Source organism: Psychroflexus lacisalsi, from assembly GCF_020164495.1.
Lineage (GTDB): Bacteria > Bacteroidota > Bacteroidia > Flavobacteriales > Flavobacteriaceae > Psychroflexus > Psychroflexus lacisalsi.
Genome location: NZ_JAIQYZ010000001.1, coordinates 300,427 through 319,020, shown reverse-complemented (window position 1 = coordinate 319,020; position 18,594 = coordinate 300,427). Strand labels below are relative to the sequence as shown.

The window sequence follows — 18,594 nt, the reverse complement described above, 5'->3', positions numbered from 1 at the left end:
TTAAATTTGCCGCCTATGGTATGGATTAAGAACATTTTGATAGTTGTTTGGAGAATTTGGTTTTACATCATTGTCATTACTCCTCTTGTCATTCTATTGCCCTTTTTACTCATCACCACGTCCAAAGAAAAATGGTATCCCGGTACTTTCCGTATTGGTAAACTTTGGGCATCCATAGTTTTATACGGTATGGGCTTTTTTCCGAAAGTCACTTACAACACGCATCTCGATAAGCGAAAAAGCTATATGCTAACCGCCAACCACTCGAGTATGATCGATATTATGATGATGATTTATGTCTCCAAAACCCCTTTTGTATTCATCGGGAAACGGGAGCTAGCCAAACTTCCTGTTTTTGGATTAATTTATAGACGCTCTTGTATTTTGGTAGACAGAAGGAATGCAAAAAGTAGAAAAAATGCTTTTATGGAAGCCCAAAGACGCTTAAAAAATGGCGTCAGTATTTGTATTTTTCCTGAAGGCGGCGTCCCCAACGATATCACAAAGGTTTTGGATGAATTTAAAGATGGAGCCTTTCGACTCTCCATAGAACATCACATACCTATTGTGCCCATTTCATTTCCAGATAGCAAAAAAAGATTTCGTTATGGCTTCACCTCAGGAAGTCCAGGGGTTTTGAGAGCTGTTGTTCACCCTTTAATCCATACCAAAGGCCTTGAACTCACTTTCGAAAACCGTAAGCGTCTTAAGCGGGAAACTGCTGCTGCTATCGCCTCCGAACTTTACTGGTAAGGAAGAGTTGACAATGACTTCCTATTTCATTATATTAACGCTAAGTTTTTAATATAGTAAACGTATGGCTGGACATAGCAAATGGGCAAATATTAAACACAGAAAAGGGGCTCAAGATAAAAAGCGAGCTAAGCAATTTACCAGAGCGATCAAGGAAATTACAGTAGCGGTGAAGGAAGGCGGCGGAGATGATCCAGAAACTAATTCCACTCTACGCAATGCGATTTCAAACGCAAAAGGCGTAAACATGCCGAAAGATACCATAGAAAGAGCCGTCAAGAAAGCTTCTGGCGCCGATGCGGATACTTATGAGATGGTCACTTTTGAAGGTTATGGTCCTCATGGCATTGCCATTTACGTGGAATGCACTACCGATAATACCAACAGAACTGTCGCTTCCATCCGTTCTATTTTTAGTAAAAACGGAGGAAGTTTAGGCACCAATGGCTCCTTGGAATTTCTCTTTGATAGAAAAGGAGTGTTTATTCTGGACCAAGACCACGTAGAACTCAATTCTGAAGACTTCGAACTAGAATTGATAGACGGAGGAGCTTTGGATCTGGAAAAAGAGGAAGACCTCGTAACCGTCTATACAGAATTCACTGATTTTGGTAAAATGGCGTCAAAACTTGAAACGCTCCATATCGAACCTAAAAACGCGGAAGTCCAACGTATTCCTTTAAACACAACTGAGCTCCCTTTGGAAGAGGCGATGCAAATCTTGAATCTCATCGATAAGTTTGAAGAGGATGACGACGTCCAAAACGTCTATCATACCTTAAAGATTACCGATGAATTGATTTCCGAAATTGAAAACAAATAATTAAAACCTAATAAAATGAAAAAAATATATTTGATCTTAAGTCTCTGTTTAATACTGTTTACAGAAATAAGTTTTGCTCAAGAAGACCAGATCACACCTACGGATAAGACTATTTTTGACGTTAATTATTACATCGGCTTTGGAATGATTTACTCAGATGCTCTCAACATCAATCCTTTTCTAAGCGAAAGTAATGTTCCGACAGTAAGGAGATTTCCTTTTGAATTTTCGTTTGGTCTGGTAGGTGATTTTGGTAAAAATCGAATTGATCTAGATTTCGGGTTTTACAATCAAGAGCGAGAACGTGATAATTTCGAACATCAATTAACCTCAGGTACGCTTTCACTGAGATATCTTAGGAATGTTCTACAGTTTGAAAATGAAGATCGAATTTATGCTGGTTTAGCCATTAATTACATGACATCAGAGCTAGAGTTTTTCAATAAAAATGAAACAATCGATTTAAATGAACCAGGAAGTTTTGGAGATGTTGCAAAGCTCGACCTTTATCAATTCCATATTGGCCCAAGCATTGGTTATTCTATATTCACGTCTGATGAGAATGAGGAATTTGTTAGATTTCAACTAAGTTACGACATAAACATCTTCACTAATAACTGGGATTCTGACTATGCCAGACTATCTAATAGCATTGAAGAAACCGGAAACCGATTCAGGTTTCAAGCAATCTTTCCATTCTGATACATCAAGGGTTTTTATTCTTTAGAACTAACGCGATGATTGCCGAAAAGAAAACTCCAGATCCTAGGTTATTAAAAATCGCTTGACTGATATAGCTGTTGAGATTATAAATCTGTTCTAAGCCTTCCCTAGGAATGCCTTGTGCTGCTCTTACCTCCACAATATTTGAAAAGAATTCTGGAGTCACAAATTCTGCCATGATGTAAATGGCTGCTGGAGACAAGCCTCCAATTACTGCTGAAAGAACTACTCCAGAAATAAAGGCTTTTTGCCAAGTGATTTCACCTTTGTAGTAACGCTCTCGTTTTTCTCGAATTGCTAACACATACACCAAAATTTGAGGGATCATGAGCCAAAACGAAAATATAGCTTGGCTACTCACGTGTTCATCGTGGTAGCCTAAGTATTTTTCAAAATAGACCCAAGCGATGCTGATAGCTGTATATGCGGAAGCCCACTTTAATTCAGTTTCAAATTTCTTCATCCTTGAATCTTGATGTTAATGGTTCATAAGTACCCACTCTCCTTTATCAATTAAAGGGATCGCTTGCTTGTACTTCATGGATTTTTCTTCACCAGAACCCACATGCTTTATGGTCACTTTATCGTTTCTACCAATTTTTGGCTGATCTCTAACGATGGTTTCAACAACCTGTTGTTGTTGACTAGCCTGCGCTCCTGCCTTTCTGGATTGTGCTGCACGTTCATCAAGATTTTGAATCTCGTCCTTCTGAGTTTTCAAATCTTCTTTAGGTCGGCTTTGCTTAGCTTCTGTGATTTGCTCTGGTTCACGCTGTGGTAGTTCCCCTTTAAATAGGAATGAAATCACATCCTTGTTCACCTCTTCGATCATCACTTTAAACAATTCAAAAGCTTCGAACTTGTAGATCAAGAGGGGATCTTTTTGCTCGTGAACAGCCAGCTGAACGCTTTGTTTCAACTCGTCCATCTTACGCAAGTGATTTTTCCAAGCTTCATCAATGATGGCAAGTGAAATGTTCTTCTCAAAATCTGTAATCAGCTCTTTTCCTTCACTTTCGTAAGCTTTCTTTAAGTTGGTGACCACCTGCAAGGTCTTTTGACCATCAGTAAAAGGAACCGCAATGCGTTCGAACTTTTCACCTTGTTTTTCGTAAACTTTCTTAATGACCGGGAATGCTTCTTCAGCATTATTGATCATCTTATTTTTGTAGTTATCGTAAGCTTCTTTATAAACTTTCCCCGCTGTTTTTTGAACAGGTTGCTTTTCGAATTCACCCTTTGTCACAGGTGAATTCATAGAGAAAAATCGAATCAATTCAAACTCAAAGTTTTCAAAGTCGTTGGTGGCGTTATTTGAAGCGGTAATCACTTCAGCCGTATCAAAAATCATATTGGCAATGTCAATTCTTAAGCGCTCACCGTACAAAGCATTATAACGACGTTTGTAAATCACCTCTCGCTGTGCGTTCATGACATCGTCATATTCAAGCAAACGTTTTCTAATTCCGAAGTTATTTTCCTCGACTTTCTTCTGCGCCCGCTCGATGGATTTGGAAATCATGGAATGCTGAATAACTTCACCTTCCTCAAGTCCCATTCTATCCATCAGTTTGGCAATTTTCTCACTACCAAAAAGACGCATCAGGTTGTCTTCCAAAGACACATAAAACTGTGAACTTCCCGGATCTCCCTGACGACCGGCACGACCTCTCAGCTGTCTGTCGACTCGCCTGGAATCATGTCGTTCTGTACCGATAATAGCTAGACCACCAGCATCTTTTACTTCCTTGGACAGCTTAATGTCCGTACCACGACCAGCCATGTTTGTAGCAATGGTCACAATACCGCCTTTACCAGCTTCAGCGACAATATCTGCTTCACGCTTGTGCAATTTGGCATTCAGTACGTTGTGAGGAACTGAGCGCAATTTCAACATACGACTCAAAAGCTCTGATATTTCAACGGAAGTTGTACCAATCAAAATCGGTCTTCCCTGAGCAGAAAGCTGAGCTACCTCTTCGATTATAGCATTGTATTTTTCTCTTTTGGTTTTATAGACCTTGTCTTGCTTATCGTCTCTGGCAATGGGTTTATTGGTTGGAATTTCCATTACATCCAACTTGTAAATCTCCAGGAATTCGCCAGCTTCCGTCATGGCCGTACCGGTCATTCCCGCCAGCTTGTTGTACATTCTGAAGTAATTCTGAAGCGTTACCGTAGCAAAGGTCTGCGTAGCATCTTCAATCTTTACATTTTCCTTAGCTTCAATCGCCTGATGAAGTCCGTCAGAGTAACGACGACCATCCATGATTCGACCGGTCTGCTCATCGACAATTTTTACTTTATTGTCCATGACCACATACTCGGTGTCTTTTTCGAATAAAGTATAGGCTTTCAGCAATTGTCTCAAGGTATGAATACGCTCACTCTTGACGCTAAAGTCTCTGTATAGTTCTTCTTTTCTTTCTGCCTCTTCTTCTTTAGGAAGGTTTTCTTTTTCAATCTGGGCAATTTCCATCCCGATTTCCGGCATGACAAAAAAGTCTTTGTTATCGTCACCAGAAAGGAAATCAATTCCTTTATCGGTTAAATCGATTTGATTGCTTTTTTCTTCAATAGTAAAATACAGTTCGGCATCCACCTTATGCATTTCCCTATTGTTGTCCTGCATGTAGTGATTTTCGGTCTTCTGAAGCAATTGCTTCACACCTTCTTCACTCAAAAACTTAATTAGCGCTTTGTTTTTTGGTAAACCTCTATAAACTCTCAACAATTGAAAGCCTCCTTCTTTAGTATCGCCTTCTTTAATAAGTTTTTTGGCTTCCGCCAAAACTCCAGTTAAATGTTTACGCTGAACTTCAACGATTTTAGAAATCTGAGGTTTCAGGTTTTCAAATTCATGGACATCGCCTTTTGGCACAGGACCAGAAATAATCAATGGTGTTCTCGCATCATCAATCAACACAGAATCTACCTCATCCACGATCGCGAAATGGTGTGGACGTTGCACCAAATCCTCTGGCGAGTGGCTCATGTTATCACGTAAATAGTCAAAACCAAATTCATTATTGGTGCCGTAAATGATGTCGCTGTTGTAAGCTTTACGTCTGGCAGCCGAGTTAGGTTTATAGTAGTCTACACAGTCGACGCTCATCCCATGAAACTGGAAAATAGGAGCCATCCAGGCGCTATCACGCTTGGCTAAGTAATCGTTTACCGTGACCAAATGCACTCCTTTTCCGCTAAGTGCGTTGAGATACATCGGTAAAGTAGCCACAAGGGTTTTACCCTCACCAGTTTGCATTTCGGCAATCTTTCCCTGGTGCATTGCAATACCACCAATAAGCTGGACGTCGTAATGAATCATATCCCAGGTCACTGGCTTTCCAGCAGCATCCCAGGAGTTGTTCCAGATGGCCTTTTCACCATCAAGAGTCACATAGTCCTTATCTGCAGAAAGCGTTCTATCAAATTCAGTTGCTGTAACTTCAAGTGTGGTGTTATGAAAAAAGCGTTTGGCCGTCTCTTTCACAGTAGCAAAAGCTTCAGGCAGAATGTCGTTAAGAACTTCTTCAGTTGTTTGATAAACCTGCTCGTTAAGCTCATCAATTTCAGTATAGAAGTTTTCTTTAACGTCGATATCGAGTTCGTTTTCAGCTTTCTCTTTTAGCTCATCAATCTGAGTCTGAAGGTCTGCCGTAGCTTCTTTGATCTTAGCTTTAAAACGGACTGTATTTTCACGAAGTTCATCTATGCTTTGGGCTTCAAACTGACTTTCGAAGCTTTTGATCTGGTCAACTATTGGAGTTATGGCTTTAAGATCCTTCTTGGTCTTATCGCCTACAAATACTTTTAATACGGAATCTAAAACACCCATAAGTGGCTTTATTAATTAGTGATTCAAAGGTAACGAAAAAAAAAAGTCTCATAAGGAGACTTTTTGTGTGATTTTAATAAGAGGATGGACGTTAATATTCGTCTTCATTCCATAAATAGTCATCGTCTGTTGGATAATCCGGCCAGATTTCTTCTATGGAGTCGTAAGTATCACCTTCATCTTCTATGGATTGTAAATTTTCTACAACCTCAAGCGGCGCACCAGTTCGTATCGCATAATCTATCAATTCATCTTTGGTTGCTGGCCAAGGCGCATCACTCAGGTAGGAAGCAAGTTCTAAAGTCCAATACATTGTAAGGATATTTTAATTTTTGCAAATGTAATTTTTTTAGCATAACAGCCAACATTTTTCAGATTTATTTGGTAGTAAAATTTTGCTAAGGCTCTGATTTCAAATTAAGTCGGTCAACTGGTCAACTGGTCAACTGGTCAACTGGTCAACTGGTCAACTGGTCAACTGGTCAACTGGTCAACTGGTCAACTGGTCAACTGGTCAACTGGTCAACTGGTCAACTGGTCAACTGGTCAACTGGTCAAAATTTAAATTTTCCAGAATTAATACACAAGTTTATTGTGTTTTTAATTAAAACAAAAATTAATCTAGTGACTCGTATCGGGAATCCACTTCACCTCATCTGCATCTTTCTGCTTAGCTATGGATCTTGCCAACACGAAAAGATAATCTGAAAGCCGGTTAAGGTACTGAAGTACTTTTTCATCAAAAGGTTCTAAATTGAATAAGGCGGCACAAATGCGTTCTGCACGTCTACAAACTGTTCTTGCCACATGGCAATGCGAAACGGCAGGATGTCCGCCAGGAAGAACAAAATGCGTCATCTCCAGCAGCTCTTCATTCATTCTGTCGATTTCTTTTTCCAGAAACCTAATGTCGTCGGCTTTGAGTTCAGGGATTTTTGATGCATTCGATGATTTGCCAGGATCTGAGGCTAAAATTGCTCCCACTGTAAACAATTTCTCCTGAATTGTGATCAAGCCCTCTTTAGAGTCTTTATCCAAATCCTGATCTCTCACCAAGCCTAAGTTGGCATTCAACTCGTCTACTGTTCCGTAGCTATCTATTCTTATGTTATGTTTTGCCACTCGCTTTCCTCCAAATAAGGAAGTGGTCCCTTTGTCGCCTGTTTTGGTATATATTTTCATGCGTTTTCTTTTTTCAAATATAATGATATCGAAAGTAAGTGGAAGGTTATAAATGATGGCAATTTTTGAGTAAATTGTAGCTGGTCAACTGGTCAACTGGTCAACTGGTCAACTGGTCAACTGGTCAACTGGTCAACTGGTCAACTGGTCAACTGGTCAACTGGTCAACTGGTCAACTGGTCAACTGGTCAACTGGTCAAAATTTAAATTTTCCAGAATTAATACACAAGTTTTAGGCATTAAATATAGAGCTATGAAAACACACAAAGATTTGGAGGTTTGGAAGGAGTCAATTGGTTTTGTTACAGAACTTTATAAAGAGACTAATGAGTTTCCGAAAACAGAACAATATGGGCTAACAAGTCAGATAAGAAGAGCTGCTGTCTCTGTACCATCTAATATTTCAGAAGGCTTTGCTAGAAAAGGAATTAAAGAAAAAAATAAGGTTTTTGTATATAGCATTAGGGAGTAATACGGAAATAGAAACACAGCTTATCATAGCTAAAAATCTAAAGTATTTGACTGGTAATCAATTTCAAGATCTAGAAAAACATAATCAATTGATAGGCAAGCAACTTATTAATTTGATACGCCATTTTGAGAATAAGAACAAGGGCTAGTTAACTGGTTTACTGGTTCACTAGTTTACATTTTATCGTATAGCCGTATAATCGTATAGTCGTAACTCGTAGGTCAAAGAGTCTTAGTTCTTGGGTCGTGAGTCAAGGGTCAAAAGTTTTCTATCATTCTGAATGCAGCGCAGCGGAGTGAAGAATCTTCATTTCTCAATGAATGGTAAGATCTCTCGCCACAGCGTTTCGCTCGAGGTGACAAAGGTTTATCGTGTAGTCGAATAGTCTTGAGTCAAAAAGTCTTAAACATAACGGCAACACAGTTCAAGACTGAACAAAAAACAGATAACCGTGAACAGTCCACCAACTCAAAACTCCTGCCGGGCTTCTTCGTAATAATCCTTAAACAACTCCAATAAAGCAATAGAGGTTTTGGTTAAGTTTTTGGTCTCGAGTAGAATTCCGAAGTAAAGTTTTGAATTTTTAGGACTATTTTCGGTGTCACGGATTCTTTCAATTTGCTTTTGAAGCAAGTCCGATATTTTATCTAAGACCTTCTTTTCATTGGTGATTAAGGCCTGAATGCTATCAAATTCTGAATTCTGAAAGGCTTTTACCAATTCATTATACACCTCATCTAAATCCCGCTGAACACTCTTAAGATCGCGAATCTGACTAAACTTTAGATTTTTATGATTATTGCTCACGTGGGTATGGCTACTCCTGGTGATATAAGCTAAGGACTGCACCATATCCTGGAGATAATCCAGCGTCAATACATAGAATTTTGACGCCTCCACATTGGTATCTTCCAGTGACTTGATGTAATAAAAAATATTGTCCTTTAGTTCATCGATGATCAGCTCAAGTTCTTCCTGAGTTTTTAAACTCTTTTTGAAACGACTCAAATCATGATACCCCAGGTTATTCACCACATCGAGTAATAGATGATTAATTCCAGAAATAATCTTTACAATATTTTCAGAGGATTCTTTAGTGATTTCATTAATGGTAATGATATCGGTTTTGTTGAACTTCTTGTGATTCCGTTCGTATCTAACGCGTTTGGAGTGACGAATTGCACTCCTCACAATAGAAAACAGTGCCAGAATAAGCAGTGCACCAATCGCATAGTAGGTTCCAAACCAGATGATCAGCGATAAGAGTCCTGCTGCTGTAAAGGCAATGGCAGCTGTAGCAATCCAGCTTCCAATTACATTAAACACGCCAGCCACGCGATATACCGCACTTTCTCTTCCCCAGGCCCTATCTCCAAATGAAGTTCCCATCGCCACCATAAACGTGACGTAGGTCGTAGACAAAGGCAAAGTATAACTCGTCGCTAAAGAAATCAGGATACTCGCCAGCACGAGATTAACCGAAGCTCTTAATAAGTCAAAAGCAGGTTTGGCAACGCCTTTTTTGTAACCAAAGGCTTTTTCAGGAAAGCTAAATCTGGAATTGATTTTATCCTGAACAGGGTCTGACAGGACCTGAGAAAAAGTTTGACCGACAAATACAGAATACCTGACTACGGTTCTTGACAAAGCATTGGGCTTAAAGCGCTCCTGACCTTCCCCTTGCCGGCCGAGGTTTACGCCAGTTTGTACCACATATTGCGCCTTGCTGGAAAACCAAAGGGTAACGACCATAATCGCTCCTGCGATCACCAACAAGTAAGCTGGAGTCTGTACTTCACCCGACAATCCATCCATAAGAAATTGAGATGGTAATACCCCAGAAGCTAAAAAGGCTTCCTGCCACAACAAAAACGACTGCCAGGCAGCAATACTTACTCCGATGAAGTTCACTAAATCGTTGCCCGCAAAAGCCAGAGCCAGAGCAAAGGTTCCTAAAACCACAATCACTTTTAAGATGTGAAAGCGAAAGATCTGAATCAGCATTTGGGAAATCACTGTCCAGAACACGAAACTGAACCCGATGATCCACAGCTTATTTTCCAGAACCTGCTCAATCACATTCTGATCTAAAAAAGTAATGGAATTGGTTCCTTTTAAAAGTATAAAATAGGTGATTGCTGATAGAGATACGCCTCCGTATAAACCTCCAATATATTTTAGGTTCCTGTGGTAATCGAAAGAAAAAATCAGTCTGGAAATGAACTGAACTATAGCCCCCACTCCAAAGGCGATAAAGACCGAAAGCAAAATTCCAAAACTAATTTCTGAAGCTTTTTCAACGTTGATGAACTGCTTTAAGCCCTCAAAACCTTCACCACTTTCATAAAGCTTCAGCAAGGAAATAACAACGGCAGCACCGAGCAATTCAAAAACGACAGAAACGGTGGTAGAGGTGGGAATTCCAATGGAATTGAAAAAATCGAGCAAAAGAATATCGGTGATCAAGACCGCTAAAAAGATAATGATGATTTCATCGAAAAAAAAGAGTTCGGGGTTGAAGATTCCCTTTCGAGCGACCTCCATCAAGCCCGAAGAGAATACAGCACCCACCAAGACACCTAAGCCCGCCACAATCAAAATGGTACGCATAGGTACGGCTTTTGACCCTATCGCTGAGTTCAAGAAGTTCACAGCGTCGTTACTCACCCCCACAACCAGGTCGGCTATGGCGAGTAAAAACAGAAGAACAATGAGGGACATGTAAAGCGTTTCCATCCAGAGAAAATCAACCGCAAAAATGATACTTTCTTATGGTCTATAGAAGGCTCTATTGTTATGAAATGATTAAGTTAGTTCTGTTGACTGTTGACGGTTTTTCGTGTAGTCGAATAGTTTTGGGTTAAAGAGTCGAGGGTCGAGAGGGAACTGGTAGACTGTTGTCGGTTTTCTGTTGTCCGTTGACGGGGGAATTCGTGTATTCGAATAGTCGTGTATTCGTATAGTCGTGGAGGCGTGGTTCTCGACACTTCGACTGCGCTCAGTGCTGACAAGATAGAATTTGAAACAATAAAAGATCATTAGTTTTGAGTCAACTGGTGAACTGGCGACTTCAACACAATTATTGCTTTCACTCTTTTTTTCATCGCCAAAAAAAAAACCAAAAAAGGCTAGGCTTATTTTTATGTTTTTAAAAACTACAAAAGTGTCTCCTCGACGCAACGCCAACCGTTTCACTAGGGCATTGCTCCTCTTCCTTGCTTCACCACTTTCTTGTTTTTCTACATCCATAAAAAGTAGGCCGGTTTAAAAATTCAAACTAGATTGTAGCTATTAGATTTGTTGTGGAATTTTGGTTAAATGTCATTCTGAACGTAGCGGTAGCGAAGTGAAGAATCTGTGCTTGTCGAAATTCAGAGATTCCCTGCCTTGCCGTCAGGCAGGCTCGGCGAAGCAAAAGAGCTTTCCCGACGCTTCGGGATCGGAATGACAAGCGTCGGTTGTCGGTTTTCAGTTTTCGTTGATGTTTTTAGTAGAATCGAATGATTGTGTAAAAGTATAGTCGTGGTTTTCGACACTTCGACTGCGCTCAGTGCTGGCTAGCTCGAACTTGGGACATTCTAGGTTCTTGTTCATTTTGTCTTGACACAAAACGAACCAAAAAGTCAAGACTGATTTAAGGAAATTTTTGCTACGCTCCTCTACGCAAAACCCCTGATGTCTTCTTCGCTGCATGCCTATTACTTCGTAATGCACTTCCGCGAAAGCCACAGGTATTTCTGGAAATCAGTCGGTTTTCACTATATAATGATAAATACAATTTTGTAAATTCTTAAGAATATAGACCAGGTTTACGTAAATGTTTTTAGTAGAATCGAATGATTTTGTAAAGGTATAGCCGTGGTTCTCGACACTTAGACTGCGCTGAGTGCTGGCAAGCTTGAACTTAAAACAAAAATCCCTGTGAGTTCAAACTCACAGGGATTTTTAAAATTATTTATTTTTATCTTATCTCAGTTCGAAAGAGACTCGTCTTACAATTTGTCTAGCTTCTTCAGAATTTTTATCTACTGAACTATCTACTCCTCCGCCTCTATAGCTTAAACGAGATGCTTCAATACCTGAAGCAATCACAATGTCAAACACTTTTTTAGCACGGTTTTCAGAGAGTGTATTGTTGTATTCTGTATTTCCAATTTGATCTGCATAACCCGTTAACATTGCCTCAGCTTCTGGATGTGCTCTCATGTATTTTACGATTTGATTGATGGCATTTAGAGAGTAATATTCTGGCTGAGTGCTATCAAATCTAAAGTACACATTGATAAGATCATCATTGGCATCTGGCTTAACGCCTTCTACACCACCTGCAAAATAGGTTTCGCTAGCAAATTCTTTGGTCACATACATTTTCTGTAAGGACTTTTCTATTTCGTCTGGAACCCCGTTTTGGTTTAAGTCAATTGACTCTCCTTTAGTATTCACCGCCACTCCAGAGGTTGTATTTGGCTCTCTGTCTAGGTAATCTGCAACGCCGTCTTTATCGGTGTCTTGCATATCACGTTGTATTTTAGCCAATTCGTTTTCTAATTCTTCTACGCGTTCTCCAAACAGCTTTTTAGGTGAATTATCTAACCAGTCTGCATGCTTTTCATTATCACCTAAGTAAATGGATACTCCTGCGGTTGCAGTGACTATCATCCCATCAAAGTTTCGAGTTTGTACATTTTGACGACCATCGAAAGTTAAATCTTGACCTAAGTTTCCAAGGACAGACAAGTCTAAGTTAAAGGAAAAACGATCGGTTATTTTGATTTGTGGTGTAATTCCTGCCATAAAGTTGAGTAGAGTTTCACTTTCATTGGCCAAGACGGCATTGTCTGGTAAGGTAATACTGCTCACCCCGGCACCAGCATGAAATAAAAGATTGAAACGTTGTGTGAACTCTCTAAAGCCTAAAATATTACCAAGGTTAACCACCCCTTCTAAGTTAGCCCGAAAAAATTCTGCATCCACTTCGGCAGCACTTTCAATCGAGTTGGTACTTTTAAAGTATAATCCGCTCAATTTAAAACCGAATTTATCGTTCAACATATAACGCACCCCTCCCTCAAAAGCAAAATCTTCAAGTTCTGTATCAAAAGGGATATTTTCAGTAATTGGTGAAGAGGCTTTAGCGACACCTAGACCCAAGTCAATAGAAAATCTGTTATAATCTGGAATTAAACTTGAGCTTTCTTGCGCATAGCTACTTAACGTAAAGGCTGCAAAAACAAAGCCTAATAAAGTAATTTTTTTCATAATCTTGATTTTATAAAAACAAATATATAGTCTCCGTGTTAAATAGCTTGTAGAACTTAGTCGAAAATTCACTTTTATAGGCTATTTATCTAAAAAATATTAACTTTTGTTTCTGAGTTGCTTTAGTTGGGATAAAGTTGCTATGCTTTTTTGGAGAAAATGCCGCTAAGTCTTTAAAAAAGGGAAAATAAAAATAGTATGAGTCTCATAAAATGATACGACCTGGATTCCCAACTACTTTGGAATGGTCAGGAATGCTTTTGATAATTACGGTACCAGCACCTACAGTTACATTTTTTCCAATTGTAATATTTTGTAAACTATTTGTACCTATTCCTAATTCGGTTAGTCTACCTACAGTAGTATTTCCTCCTAGAGAAACATTCGGAGCAAGACTCACATAATCTTTTAGCATACAATCGTGACCTAAGGCACAGTTCAAATTCATAACAACAAAATCCTTTATTGTAGAATTATAATTCACTGACGTCCCTGGGTAAATTATACACCCCTCTCCAATCTCTACCATGACAGATATCCAAGCTTTCTTTGAAATAAAAGTTGGAAAATTAAAGTAATTTATTGATTTCAGATTTTCAATAATTTTTGATTTGATTGAAGGAAAGGCTATGCCTATCGCAATATGAACAGATTCATCGTAATTTTTAATTGAATTTATATCTCCTAAAACTGGAAAGCCCACGAATTTCTTTCCAATCTTCTCCTTATCATCGTCTAGAAACCCAAGTAGTTTAAAATCAATATCGTAATCTTTTAGATTAACCGCTAAATGCCCTCCTACGCTTCCAGCTCCAATAATTAAAAGTTTTTTTTGAGTTTTCATTTTAAAGTTACTGAGAAAAATTTAACTTAGTTATTGCCATCAAATGGCTGCATCGGTCTTAAATCGCTTTGATTTACCCCTTCTTTATTTATCACTTTAATAACTGTTAGATATATAATCCTTACATCTAATATCAAACTTACGTTATTTACATATTCCACATCCAATTCAAATTTTCTTTTCCAGCTAATGCTGTTTCTTCCATTTACTTGTGCCCAACCAGTAATTCCTGGTTTTACCTCGTGCCGCCTGAGTTGCTCTTTTGAAAAAAGAGGAATGTACTTGAATAATAGCGGCCGAGGCCCTATTAAACTCATATCTCCCTTTATAATGTTAAATAGCTGAGGCAATTCGTCTAAAGATAATTTTCTTATTGTTTTTCCCAATGTAGTGATGCGGTTTATATCGGGTAGCAACTGGCCTGTTGCATCCTTTTCATCGGTCATGGTTTTGAATTTGATGATTTTAAACGCTTTCTGGTTTTTACCAGGACGAGTCTGAGTAAAAAAAGGGGTCCCTTTATTTTGGAAAGCAAGAGCTATGGCTATAAACACAAGCAATGGGCTTAAAAACAAAAGACCCATTAAGGCTAATAAAAAATCAATAATGATTTTAAAGAAATGTTTATACATCCAACCTATATTTCAAGCCCTTGTTTACGGGTAACTGCCATACCAACTTACACCAGTCATGATTTCCTTCTAATAATCCCGGACCATTTTCTGTAAGCACCACATCCCAGCCAATAGAGCGATTTTGAGGATGCTTTAATGAGGCCTCTTTTACCATGGATAAAATCTCTTCCCAGTAAGGAATTTGAAAACCAACTATAGGTGTTTTAGTAATAGGATGGATTGCTTCAGGCGCTTGGGTAAAATTGGAATAAATCCCTGCACCAATAATCTTTCCTGTTTTTTCATCGATTGGGGCTGCTAAATTTCCAGCTGCCAAATTATCTACTTCGCAGTTGACCGAAATACGGATACGACACCCCAAGACTTCATACTGACCTCCTTTACGGATTTGTGTGAAGATACGAACAGTGTTGACTGCAGACGGAGATAGCTCTTGAATCAGTGAATGCTGATTAATGTAAGTTTCTAAAATATCAAATTCACCTTCCTGCATCATTTCCAACAGGCGTTCACTATTTAAATTTGCAGTATGGCATATTTTAACGCCCGCACCACATTTTCCACTAGCCTCTTTTAAGACTACTTTTTTCTCTTTAGTGAGCAGCGCATCTATAATAGTAAGGTTTTGCTTCAATTCCTCCAAAGAGTACAAGTCGTGAATAAAGAACTCTTTGTACTTTTTGTAGAACAATCTCTTATCATCTAAAATGATTCGCTCATTGGGTGGGTTAGCAATTTTTTGAAATTCATACATCGTCCCCGTTCCAGCCCATTCTTCTTTTGTTTCCTGGGTTTTATTATAAAAGCCAAATTGAAAATATTCCAAAATGGAAATATTATATTTATAAACGTCCCGAATGCTAGCTAATAATAAATGTGACTTAGATTTACCAGTAAGTTTTGAAGTATAAGAAAGAAACTCCTTTAGAAGAGACCACTTCATCTGCTTTAAGTAATACCCTAAATAGATAGTTCTCTTTAGTAACATACGATTCGTCAGTTCTTTAAGTAAAATTTATATTCATTAAGGAGCTCTTCCCAAATAATAGATTGTTTGAATTTTTCTTCTATCGTCTCTCTTATTTTATCAGCAAAATTAATTCGAGTTTCTGAATTTTCATAAAGAAACTTCATCTTATGCAATAAAGACTTTTCATCTTGTATGGGAACCAAAAAACCGGTTTTATTATCTTCAATAATTTCATTACTGCCATTAATATTGGTTGCAATTAATGGTAAGCTCATCGCGCCTGCCTGCAATAATGCATTAGGAAAACCTTCTCTATAAGAAGGTAAAACAAAAACATCTGCAAGCTTCAAAAAAGCACGTACATTATCAGTGCGGCCTGGATAAATTATAGCTTTCGTATTTTTTATTATTTGCAGAGTTTCTTTGGGCAAAGAACCGTTTTCCTCTTCCAAAGGGCCCACTAGAAGTAATTTTAAATTTGGATTATTTCCGCTCAACTTATTAAAAGCAGAAACTAGCTCTATAATACCTTTGTCTTTTGCTAATCTACCCAAAAACATAAATATAAAATCGGAAGTTTCAATCCTTAATCTTTGCTTTAAATTTAAAGCCTCCACCTCTGCATTTGGATAATCCTTATTATAAAAACTTGTATCCACACCATTAGAACTGCCGTTACCTAAAACTTTAATTTTGTCTGAGGATGTAAAATTATTTTTAAGTATAAATTCTTTTAAACCTACGGAATTGGGGTAGATTTTATGAGCATATTTATAAGTTAGTTTCTCCGTGAATTGTAAAATTTTTAACTTTTTGCCTGTCAGTGCCATTAAAGGCATTCCTCCCACTGTATGTAATCTTATAGGAACATTTGTTATTTTGGCCGCAAGCATTCCTAGAAGACCTGCTTTGGGCGTATGGGTATGAACCACGTCTGGTTTTTCTTTTTTAAATAATTGAATTAGTTTATATAAGGAAATTAAGTCTTTACTTGGATTAATTGTTCTACTGAACGGTATAGCTAGCATCTTTATACCTTCACGTTCCTCAATCTCCTTAAAATCTTTCTCAACATAGCGAGAGGCCCCTATTAAATTATAATAGTCATTTATATAAGCCATTTGCCCTTCCAAAATCTTATTCATAGATATCGGGACTGTTGTAATTCTTATGATTTTCTTTTTCTTCATTAAATATACTTTTGATGCCATTTCTGAAAAACGAACAACAACCAAAGCTTTGAAGAATGATTTTCCTTGTTATTAAAATGCTCTGTGAGTATCTTATGAATAAAATTGAAATTAAATAGTCCTTGTTTTTTAATTTTTTCTTCCGACAAAAGTTCTATTAATTCTTCCTTTAATTCATTCTGAAACCAAAGTCGTATTGGAATTCCAAATCCTTTTTTGCTAAAACTCATTGTTTCTGCTGGAACTAAATCTGCAAACGTGTCTTTTAAAATTTTCTTTTTATTCGTACCATCTATTTTGAAGTGATGAGGAAGTCGAGTTGAAAATTCAACCAATTTACTGTCTAGAAATGGAACTCTTGCCTCAAGTGAATTTATCATACAAGCACGGTCAACTTTAGTCAGCATATCGCCTTCTAAAACCAGTTTTGCATCACTAAAAAAAGTTTTGTTGTGTTCATCCCCTTTAATTCCAGAAAAATATTTTAAAATAATTGCGTTAGCATTTTCTTGAAATTCTGGCTTTAACAATTGCTTCTTCTGCAATTCTGTATAGCCCAAAGAGGTAAGAGATGTATATCTTTCCTCTGGACTTAAACCTGCAGAATATATTACTTTTTTTATCTTTCTTAATGTTTGATTTGTTTTACGTGTATGGGGCACAAACTTTAACCCGTTCTTGAAAGCTTTCCTCAATAATTTTGGATATTTATTGTACTTATCAGCATAGTATTTACCCAGATATTTATCATAACCGCCAAAAAGCTCATCTGCACAATCGCCTGTTAAAACTACGGTGACTTTTTCCTTTGCTTTTTTCGCCACCATCATGGATGGGATGGCTGAGGAATCTCCAAAAGGCTCATCAAAATAGGATAAAGTTTCATCGACTATTTCCAATAGATCTTCATGACCTACTATGTATAGCTTATGGTCTGAGCCTATATGCTTGGCAACTAAATCAGCTCTCTCGCTTTCATCATATTCTTTTTCTTTAAAACCAATGGAGAAAGTTTTGATTGGATTTGTTGATAATTTTGACATTATCGCGGAAACGATACTTGAGTCTATTCCACCACTTAAAAAGCTACCCAACGGTACGTCTGATACCATGCGTTCCTCAACAGAACTAAATAATTTCTCTCGAAGCTCTTTTTTAGCGTCTTCATATTGAATAATTTGAAGCTCTTGATTTTCTAAGGTGATTTTTTCCAAATCATAGTATTGCAAAGATTCAAACTCTCCTAGGGTTGAAACTTCAAGGTAATGACCTGCTTCCAGCTTGAAAACATTTTCATAAATTGTGTAAGGTGCAGGAATATAGGTTAAGTTAAAAAATAGATTTAACCCTGTTTTGGACATGTTTTTCTTTTCAAAAAATCCTTCTAAGGCTTTTAGTTCTGAGGCGAAAAAGAAACCCTGCTCATTTTTAGTATAGTACAAAGGCTTTTCCCCAAAAAGATCACGCACTACAAAAAGCTTTTGTAGTTTTTCGTCCCATAAAGAAAAGGCAAACATTCCTTCAAGTTTCTCTAGACATTTATTTATTCCCCAAGCTTGATAGGCTTCTATTAAAACCTCTGTATCACTTTCAGTAACGAATTGAATTCCCAATTCCTTTAATTCTTTCTTTATTGTTTTAAAGTTGTAGATCTCTCCATTAAAAACAATTACAAGGGATTTATCTTTACTAAACATGGGTTGCTCTCCTGAATCGAGATCAATTATAGAAAGACGTCGATGCCCTAAACCGATAGGTTCACTCATAAAATAACCAGATGCATCAGGACCTCTTAAAGAGAGTTTGTCCGTCGCTGTAATTAATTGTTTTTTTTTCATGCCTACGGCACTAAATCCAAATATTCCACACATTTATTTTTGTTAACTAATTTTTATTATAGCAAAT

Annotated in this window: 16 protein-coding genes; 5 read left to right on the top strand and 11 right to left on the bottom strand. The window is 37.8% G+C overall.

Annotation, left to right across the window (positions count from 1 at the left end; genetic code table 11):
• Positions 1 to 15: 15 nt before the first annotated feature.
• The 3 genes from LB449_RS01410 to LB449_RS01400 all read left to right on the top strand — a co-directional run bounded on the left by LB449_RS01410 (position 16) and on the right by LB449_RS01400 (position 2,278).
• The gene (locus LB449_RS01410; RefSeq protein WP_224453287.1) at positions 16 to 753 is read left to right on the top strand and encodes a lysophospholipid acyltransferase family protein; all 738 of its coding nucleotides are present in this window, start codon (positions 16 to 18) and stop codon (positions 751 to 753) included.
• 64 nt (positions 754 to 817) lie between these two features.
• Positions 818 to 1,576: a YebC/PmpR family DNA-binding transcriptional regulator gene (locus tag LB449_RS01405; protein WP_224453286.1), complete on the top strand. Its 759-nt coding sequence runs from the start codon at positions 818 to 820 to the stop codon at positions 1,574 to 1,576.
• 15 nt (positions 1,577 to 1,591) lie between these two features.
• On the top strand, positions 1,592 to 2,278 hold the full coding sequence (locus tag LB449_RS01400) for a hypothetical protein (protein ID WP_224453285.1): 687 nt from the start codon (positions 1,592 to 1,594) through the stop codon (positions 2,276 to 2,278).
• A 4-nt stretch (positions 2,279 to 2,282) separates the two neighbouring features.
• On the opposite strand, the gene LB449_RS01395 is transcribed toward LB449_RS01400, so the two are convergent.
• The 4 genes from LB449_RS01395 to LB449_RS01380 form a co-directional block, all read right to left on the bottom strand.
• Positions 2,283 to 2,762, bottom strand: coding sequence for a DUF4199 domain-containing protein (locus LB449_RS01395; RefSeq protein WP_224453284.1), 480 nt, complete (start codon positions 2,760 to 2,762; stop codon positions 2,283 to 2,285).
• 15 nt (positions 2,763 to 2,777) lie between these two features.
• Entirely contained in the window at positions 2,778 to 6,137 is a 3,360-nt protein-coding gene (secA, locus tag LB449_RS01390; RefSeq protein ID WP_224453283.1) for a preprotein translocase subunit SecA, read from the bottom strand.
• A gap of 91 nt (positions 6,138 to 6,228) precedes the next feature.
• Positions 6,229 to 6,450: a DUF2795 domain-containing protein gene (locus LB449_RS01385; protein ID WP_003441576.1), complete on the bottom strand. Its 222-nt coding sequence runs from the start codon at positions 6,448 to 6,450 to the stop codon at positions 6,229 to 6,231.
• Positions 6,451 to 6,758: 308 nt separating this feature from the next.
• Positions 6,759 to 7,319, bottom strand: coding sequence for a cob(I)yrinic acid a,c-diamide adenosyltransferase (locus LB449_RS01380; protein WP_224453282.1), 561 nt, complete (start codon positions 7,317 to 7,319; stop codon positions 6,759 to 6,761).
• Positions 7,320 to 7,572: 253 nt separating this feature from the next.
• Here LB449_RS01380 and LB449_RS13945 point away from each other — a divergent pair, with 253 nt between their 5' ends.
• Positions 7,573 to 7,791 carry a four helix bundle protein gene (locus LB449_RS13945; RefSeq protein ID WP_262901801.1) on the top strand — a complete coding sequence of 73 codons (219 nt, stop codon included), beginning with the start codon at positions 7,573 to 7,575 and terminating at the stop codon, positions 7,789 to 7,791.
• A complete protein-coding gene (locus tag LB449_RS13940; protein WP_317196194.1) occupies positions 7,733 to 7,939 on the top strand; it encodes a four helix bundle protein in 207 nt (68 codons plus the stop codon). Before LB449_RS13945 ends, LB449_RS13940 begins: the two co-directional genes overlap by 59 nt.
• Positions 7,940 to 8,259: 320 nt before the next feature.
• Here the strand turns inward: LB449_RS13940 and LB449_RS01370 are convergent, their stop codons facing one another.
• The 7 genes from LB449_RS01370 to asnB form a co-directional block, all read right to left on the bottom strand.
• On the bottom strand, positions 8,260 to 10,527 hold the full coding sequence (locus LB449_RS01370; protein WP_224453281.1) for an inorganic phosphate transporter: 2,268 nt from the start codon (positions 10,525 to 10,527) through the stop codon (positions 8,260 to 8,262).
• A 1,230-nt stretch (positions 10,528 to 11,757) separates the two neighbouring features.
• A complete protein-coding gene (locus tag LB449_RS01365; protein ID WP_224453280.1) occupies positions 11,758 to 13,050 on the bottom strand; it encodes an OmpA family protein in 1,293 nt (430 codons plus the stop codon).
• Between the two features lie 205 nt (positions 13,051 to 13,255).
• Positions 13,256 to 13,894, bottom strand: coding sequence for a NeuD/PglB/VioB family sugar acetyltransferase (locus LB449_RS01360; RefSeq protein ID WP_224453279.1), 639 nt, complete (start codon positions 13,892 to 13,894; stop codon positions 13,256 to 13,258).
• 26 nt (positions 13,895 to 13,920) lie between these two features.
• Positions 13,921 to 14,526 (bottom strand): sugar transferase, encoded by a 606-nt coding sequence (locus LB449_RS01355; protein WP_224453278.1) that lies wholly within the window; start codon positions 14,524 to 14,526, stop codon positions 13,921 to 13,923.
• Entirely contained in the window at positions 14,519 to 15,472 is a 954-nt protein-coding gene (locus LB449_RS01350; RefSeq protein ID WP_224453277.1) for a sugar-transfer associated ATP-grasp domain-containing protein, read from the bottom strand. The genes LB449_RS01355 and LB449_RS01350 overlap by 8 nt, the downstream gene beginning before the upstream one ends.
• A 53-nt stretch (positions 15,473 to 15,525) precedes the next feature.
• Complete coding sequence (locus LB449_RS01345) at positions 15,526 to 16,689, bottom strand: glycosyltransferase family 4 protein (RefSeq protein ID WP_224453276.1); 1,164 nt, start codon at positions 16,687 to 16,689, stop codon at positions 15,526 to 15,528.
• Positions 16,689 to 18,560: an asparagine synthase (glutamine-hydrolyzing) gene (gene asnB, locus LB449_RS01340; protein ID WP_224453275.1), complete on the bottom strand. Its 1,872-nt coding sequence runs from the start codon at positions 18,558 to 18,560 to the stop codon at positions 16,689 to 16,691. Before asnB ends, LB449_RS01345 begins: the two co-directional genes overlap by 1 nt.
• Between the last annotated feature and the right edge of the window lie 34 nt (positions 18,561 to 18,594).

What these genes read in the sequence shown, in the direction of transcription:
- LB449_RS01410 (WP_224453287.1), top strand. Translation starts at nt 16, where the DNA reads ATGGTATGGATTAAGAACATTTTGATAGTTGTTTGGAGAATTTGGTTT.
- LB449_RS01405 (WP_224453286.1), top strand. Translation starts at nt 818, where the DNA reads ATGGCTGGACATAGCAAATGGGCAAATATTAAACACAGAAAAGGGGCT.
- LB449_RS01400 (WP_224453285.1), top strand. Translation starts at nt 1,592, where the DNA reads ATGAAAAAAATATATTTGATCTTAAGTCTCTGTTTAATACTGTTTACA.
- LB449_RS01395 (WP_224453284.1), bottom strand. Translation starts at nt 2,762, where the DNA reads ATGAAGAAATTTGAAACTGAATTAAAGTGGGCTTCCGCATATACAGCT.
- secA (WP_224453283.1), bottom strand. Translation starts at nt 6,137, where the DNA reads ATGGGTGTTTTAGATTCCGTATTAAAAGTATTTGTAGGCGATAAGACC.
- LB449_RS01385 (WP_003441576.1), bottom strand. Translation starts at nt 6,450, where the DNA reads ATGTATTGGACTTTAGAACTTGCTTCCTACCTGAGTGATGCGCCTTGG.
- LB449_RS01380 (WP_224453282.1), bottom strand. Translation starts at nt 7,319, where the DNA reads ATGAAAATATATACCAAAACAGGCGACAAAGGGACCACTTCCTTATTT.
- LB449_RS13945 (WP_262901801.1), top strand. Translation starts at nt 7,573, where the DNA reads ATGAAAACACACAAAGATTTGGAGGTTTGGAAGGAGTCAATTGGTTTT.
- LB449_RS01370 (WP_224453281.1), bottom strand. Translation starts at nt 10,527, where the DNA reads ATGGAAACGCTTTACATGTCCCTCATTGTTCTTCTGTTTTTACTCGCC.
- LB449_RS01365 (WP_224453280.1), bottom strand. Translation starts at nt 13,050, where the DNA reads ATGAAAAAAATTACTTTATTAGGCTTTGTTTTTGCAGCCTTTACGTTA.
- LB449_RS01360 (WP_224453279.1), bottom strand. Translation starts at nt 13,894, where the DNA reads ATGAAAACTCAAAAAAAACTTTTAATTATTGGAGCTGGAAGCGTAGGA.
- LB449_RS01355 (WP_224453278.1), bottom strand. Translation starts at nt 14,526, where the DNA reads ATGTATAAACATTTCTTTAAAATCATTATTGATTTTTTATTAGCCTTA.
- LB449_RS01350 (WP_224453277.1), bottom strand. Translation starts at nt 15,472, where the DNA reads ATGAAGTGGTCTCTTCTAAAGGAGTTTCTTTCTTATACTTCAAAACTT.
- LB449_RS01345 (WP_224453276.1), bottom strand. Translation starts at nt 16,689, where the DNA reads ATGAAGAAAAAGAAAATCATAAGAATTACAACAGTCCCGATATCTATG.
- asnB (WP_224453275.1), bottom strand. Translation starts at nt 18,560, where the DNA reads ATGTGTGGAATATTTGGATTTAGTGCCGTAGGCATGAAAAAAAAACAA.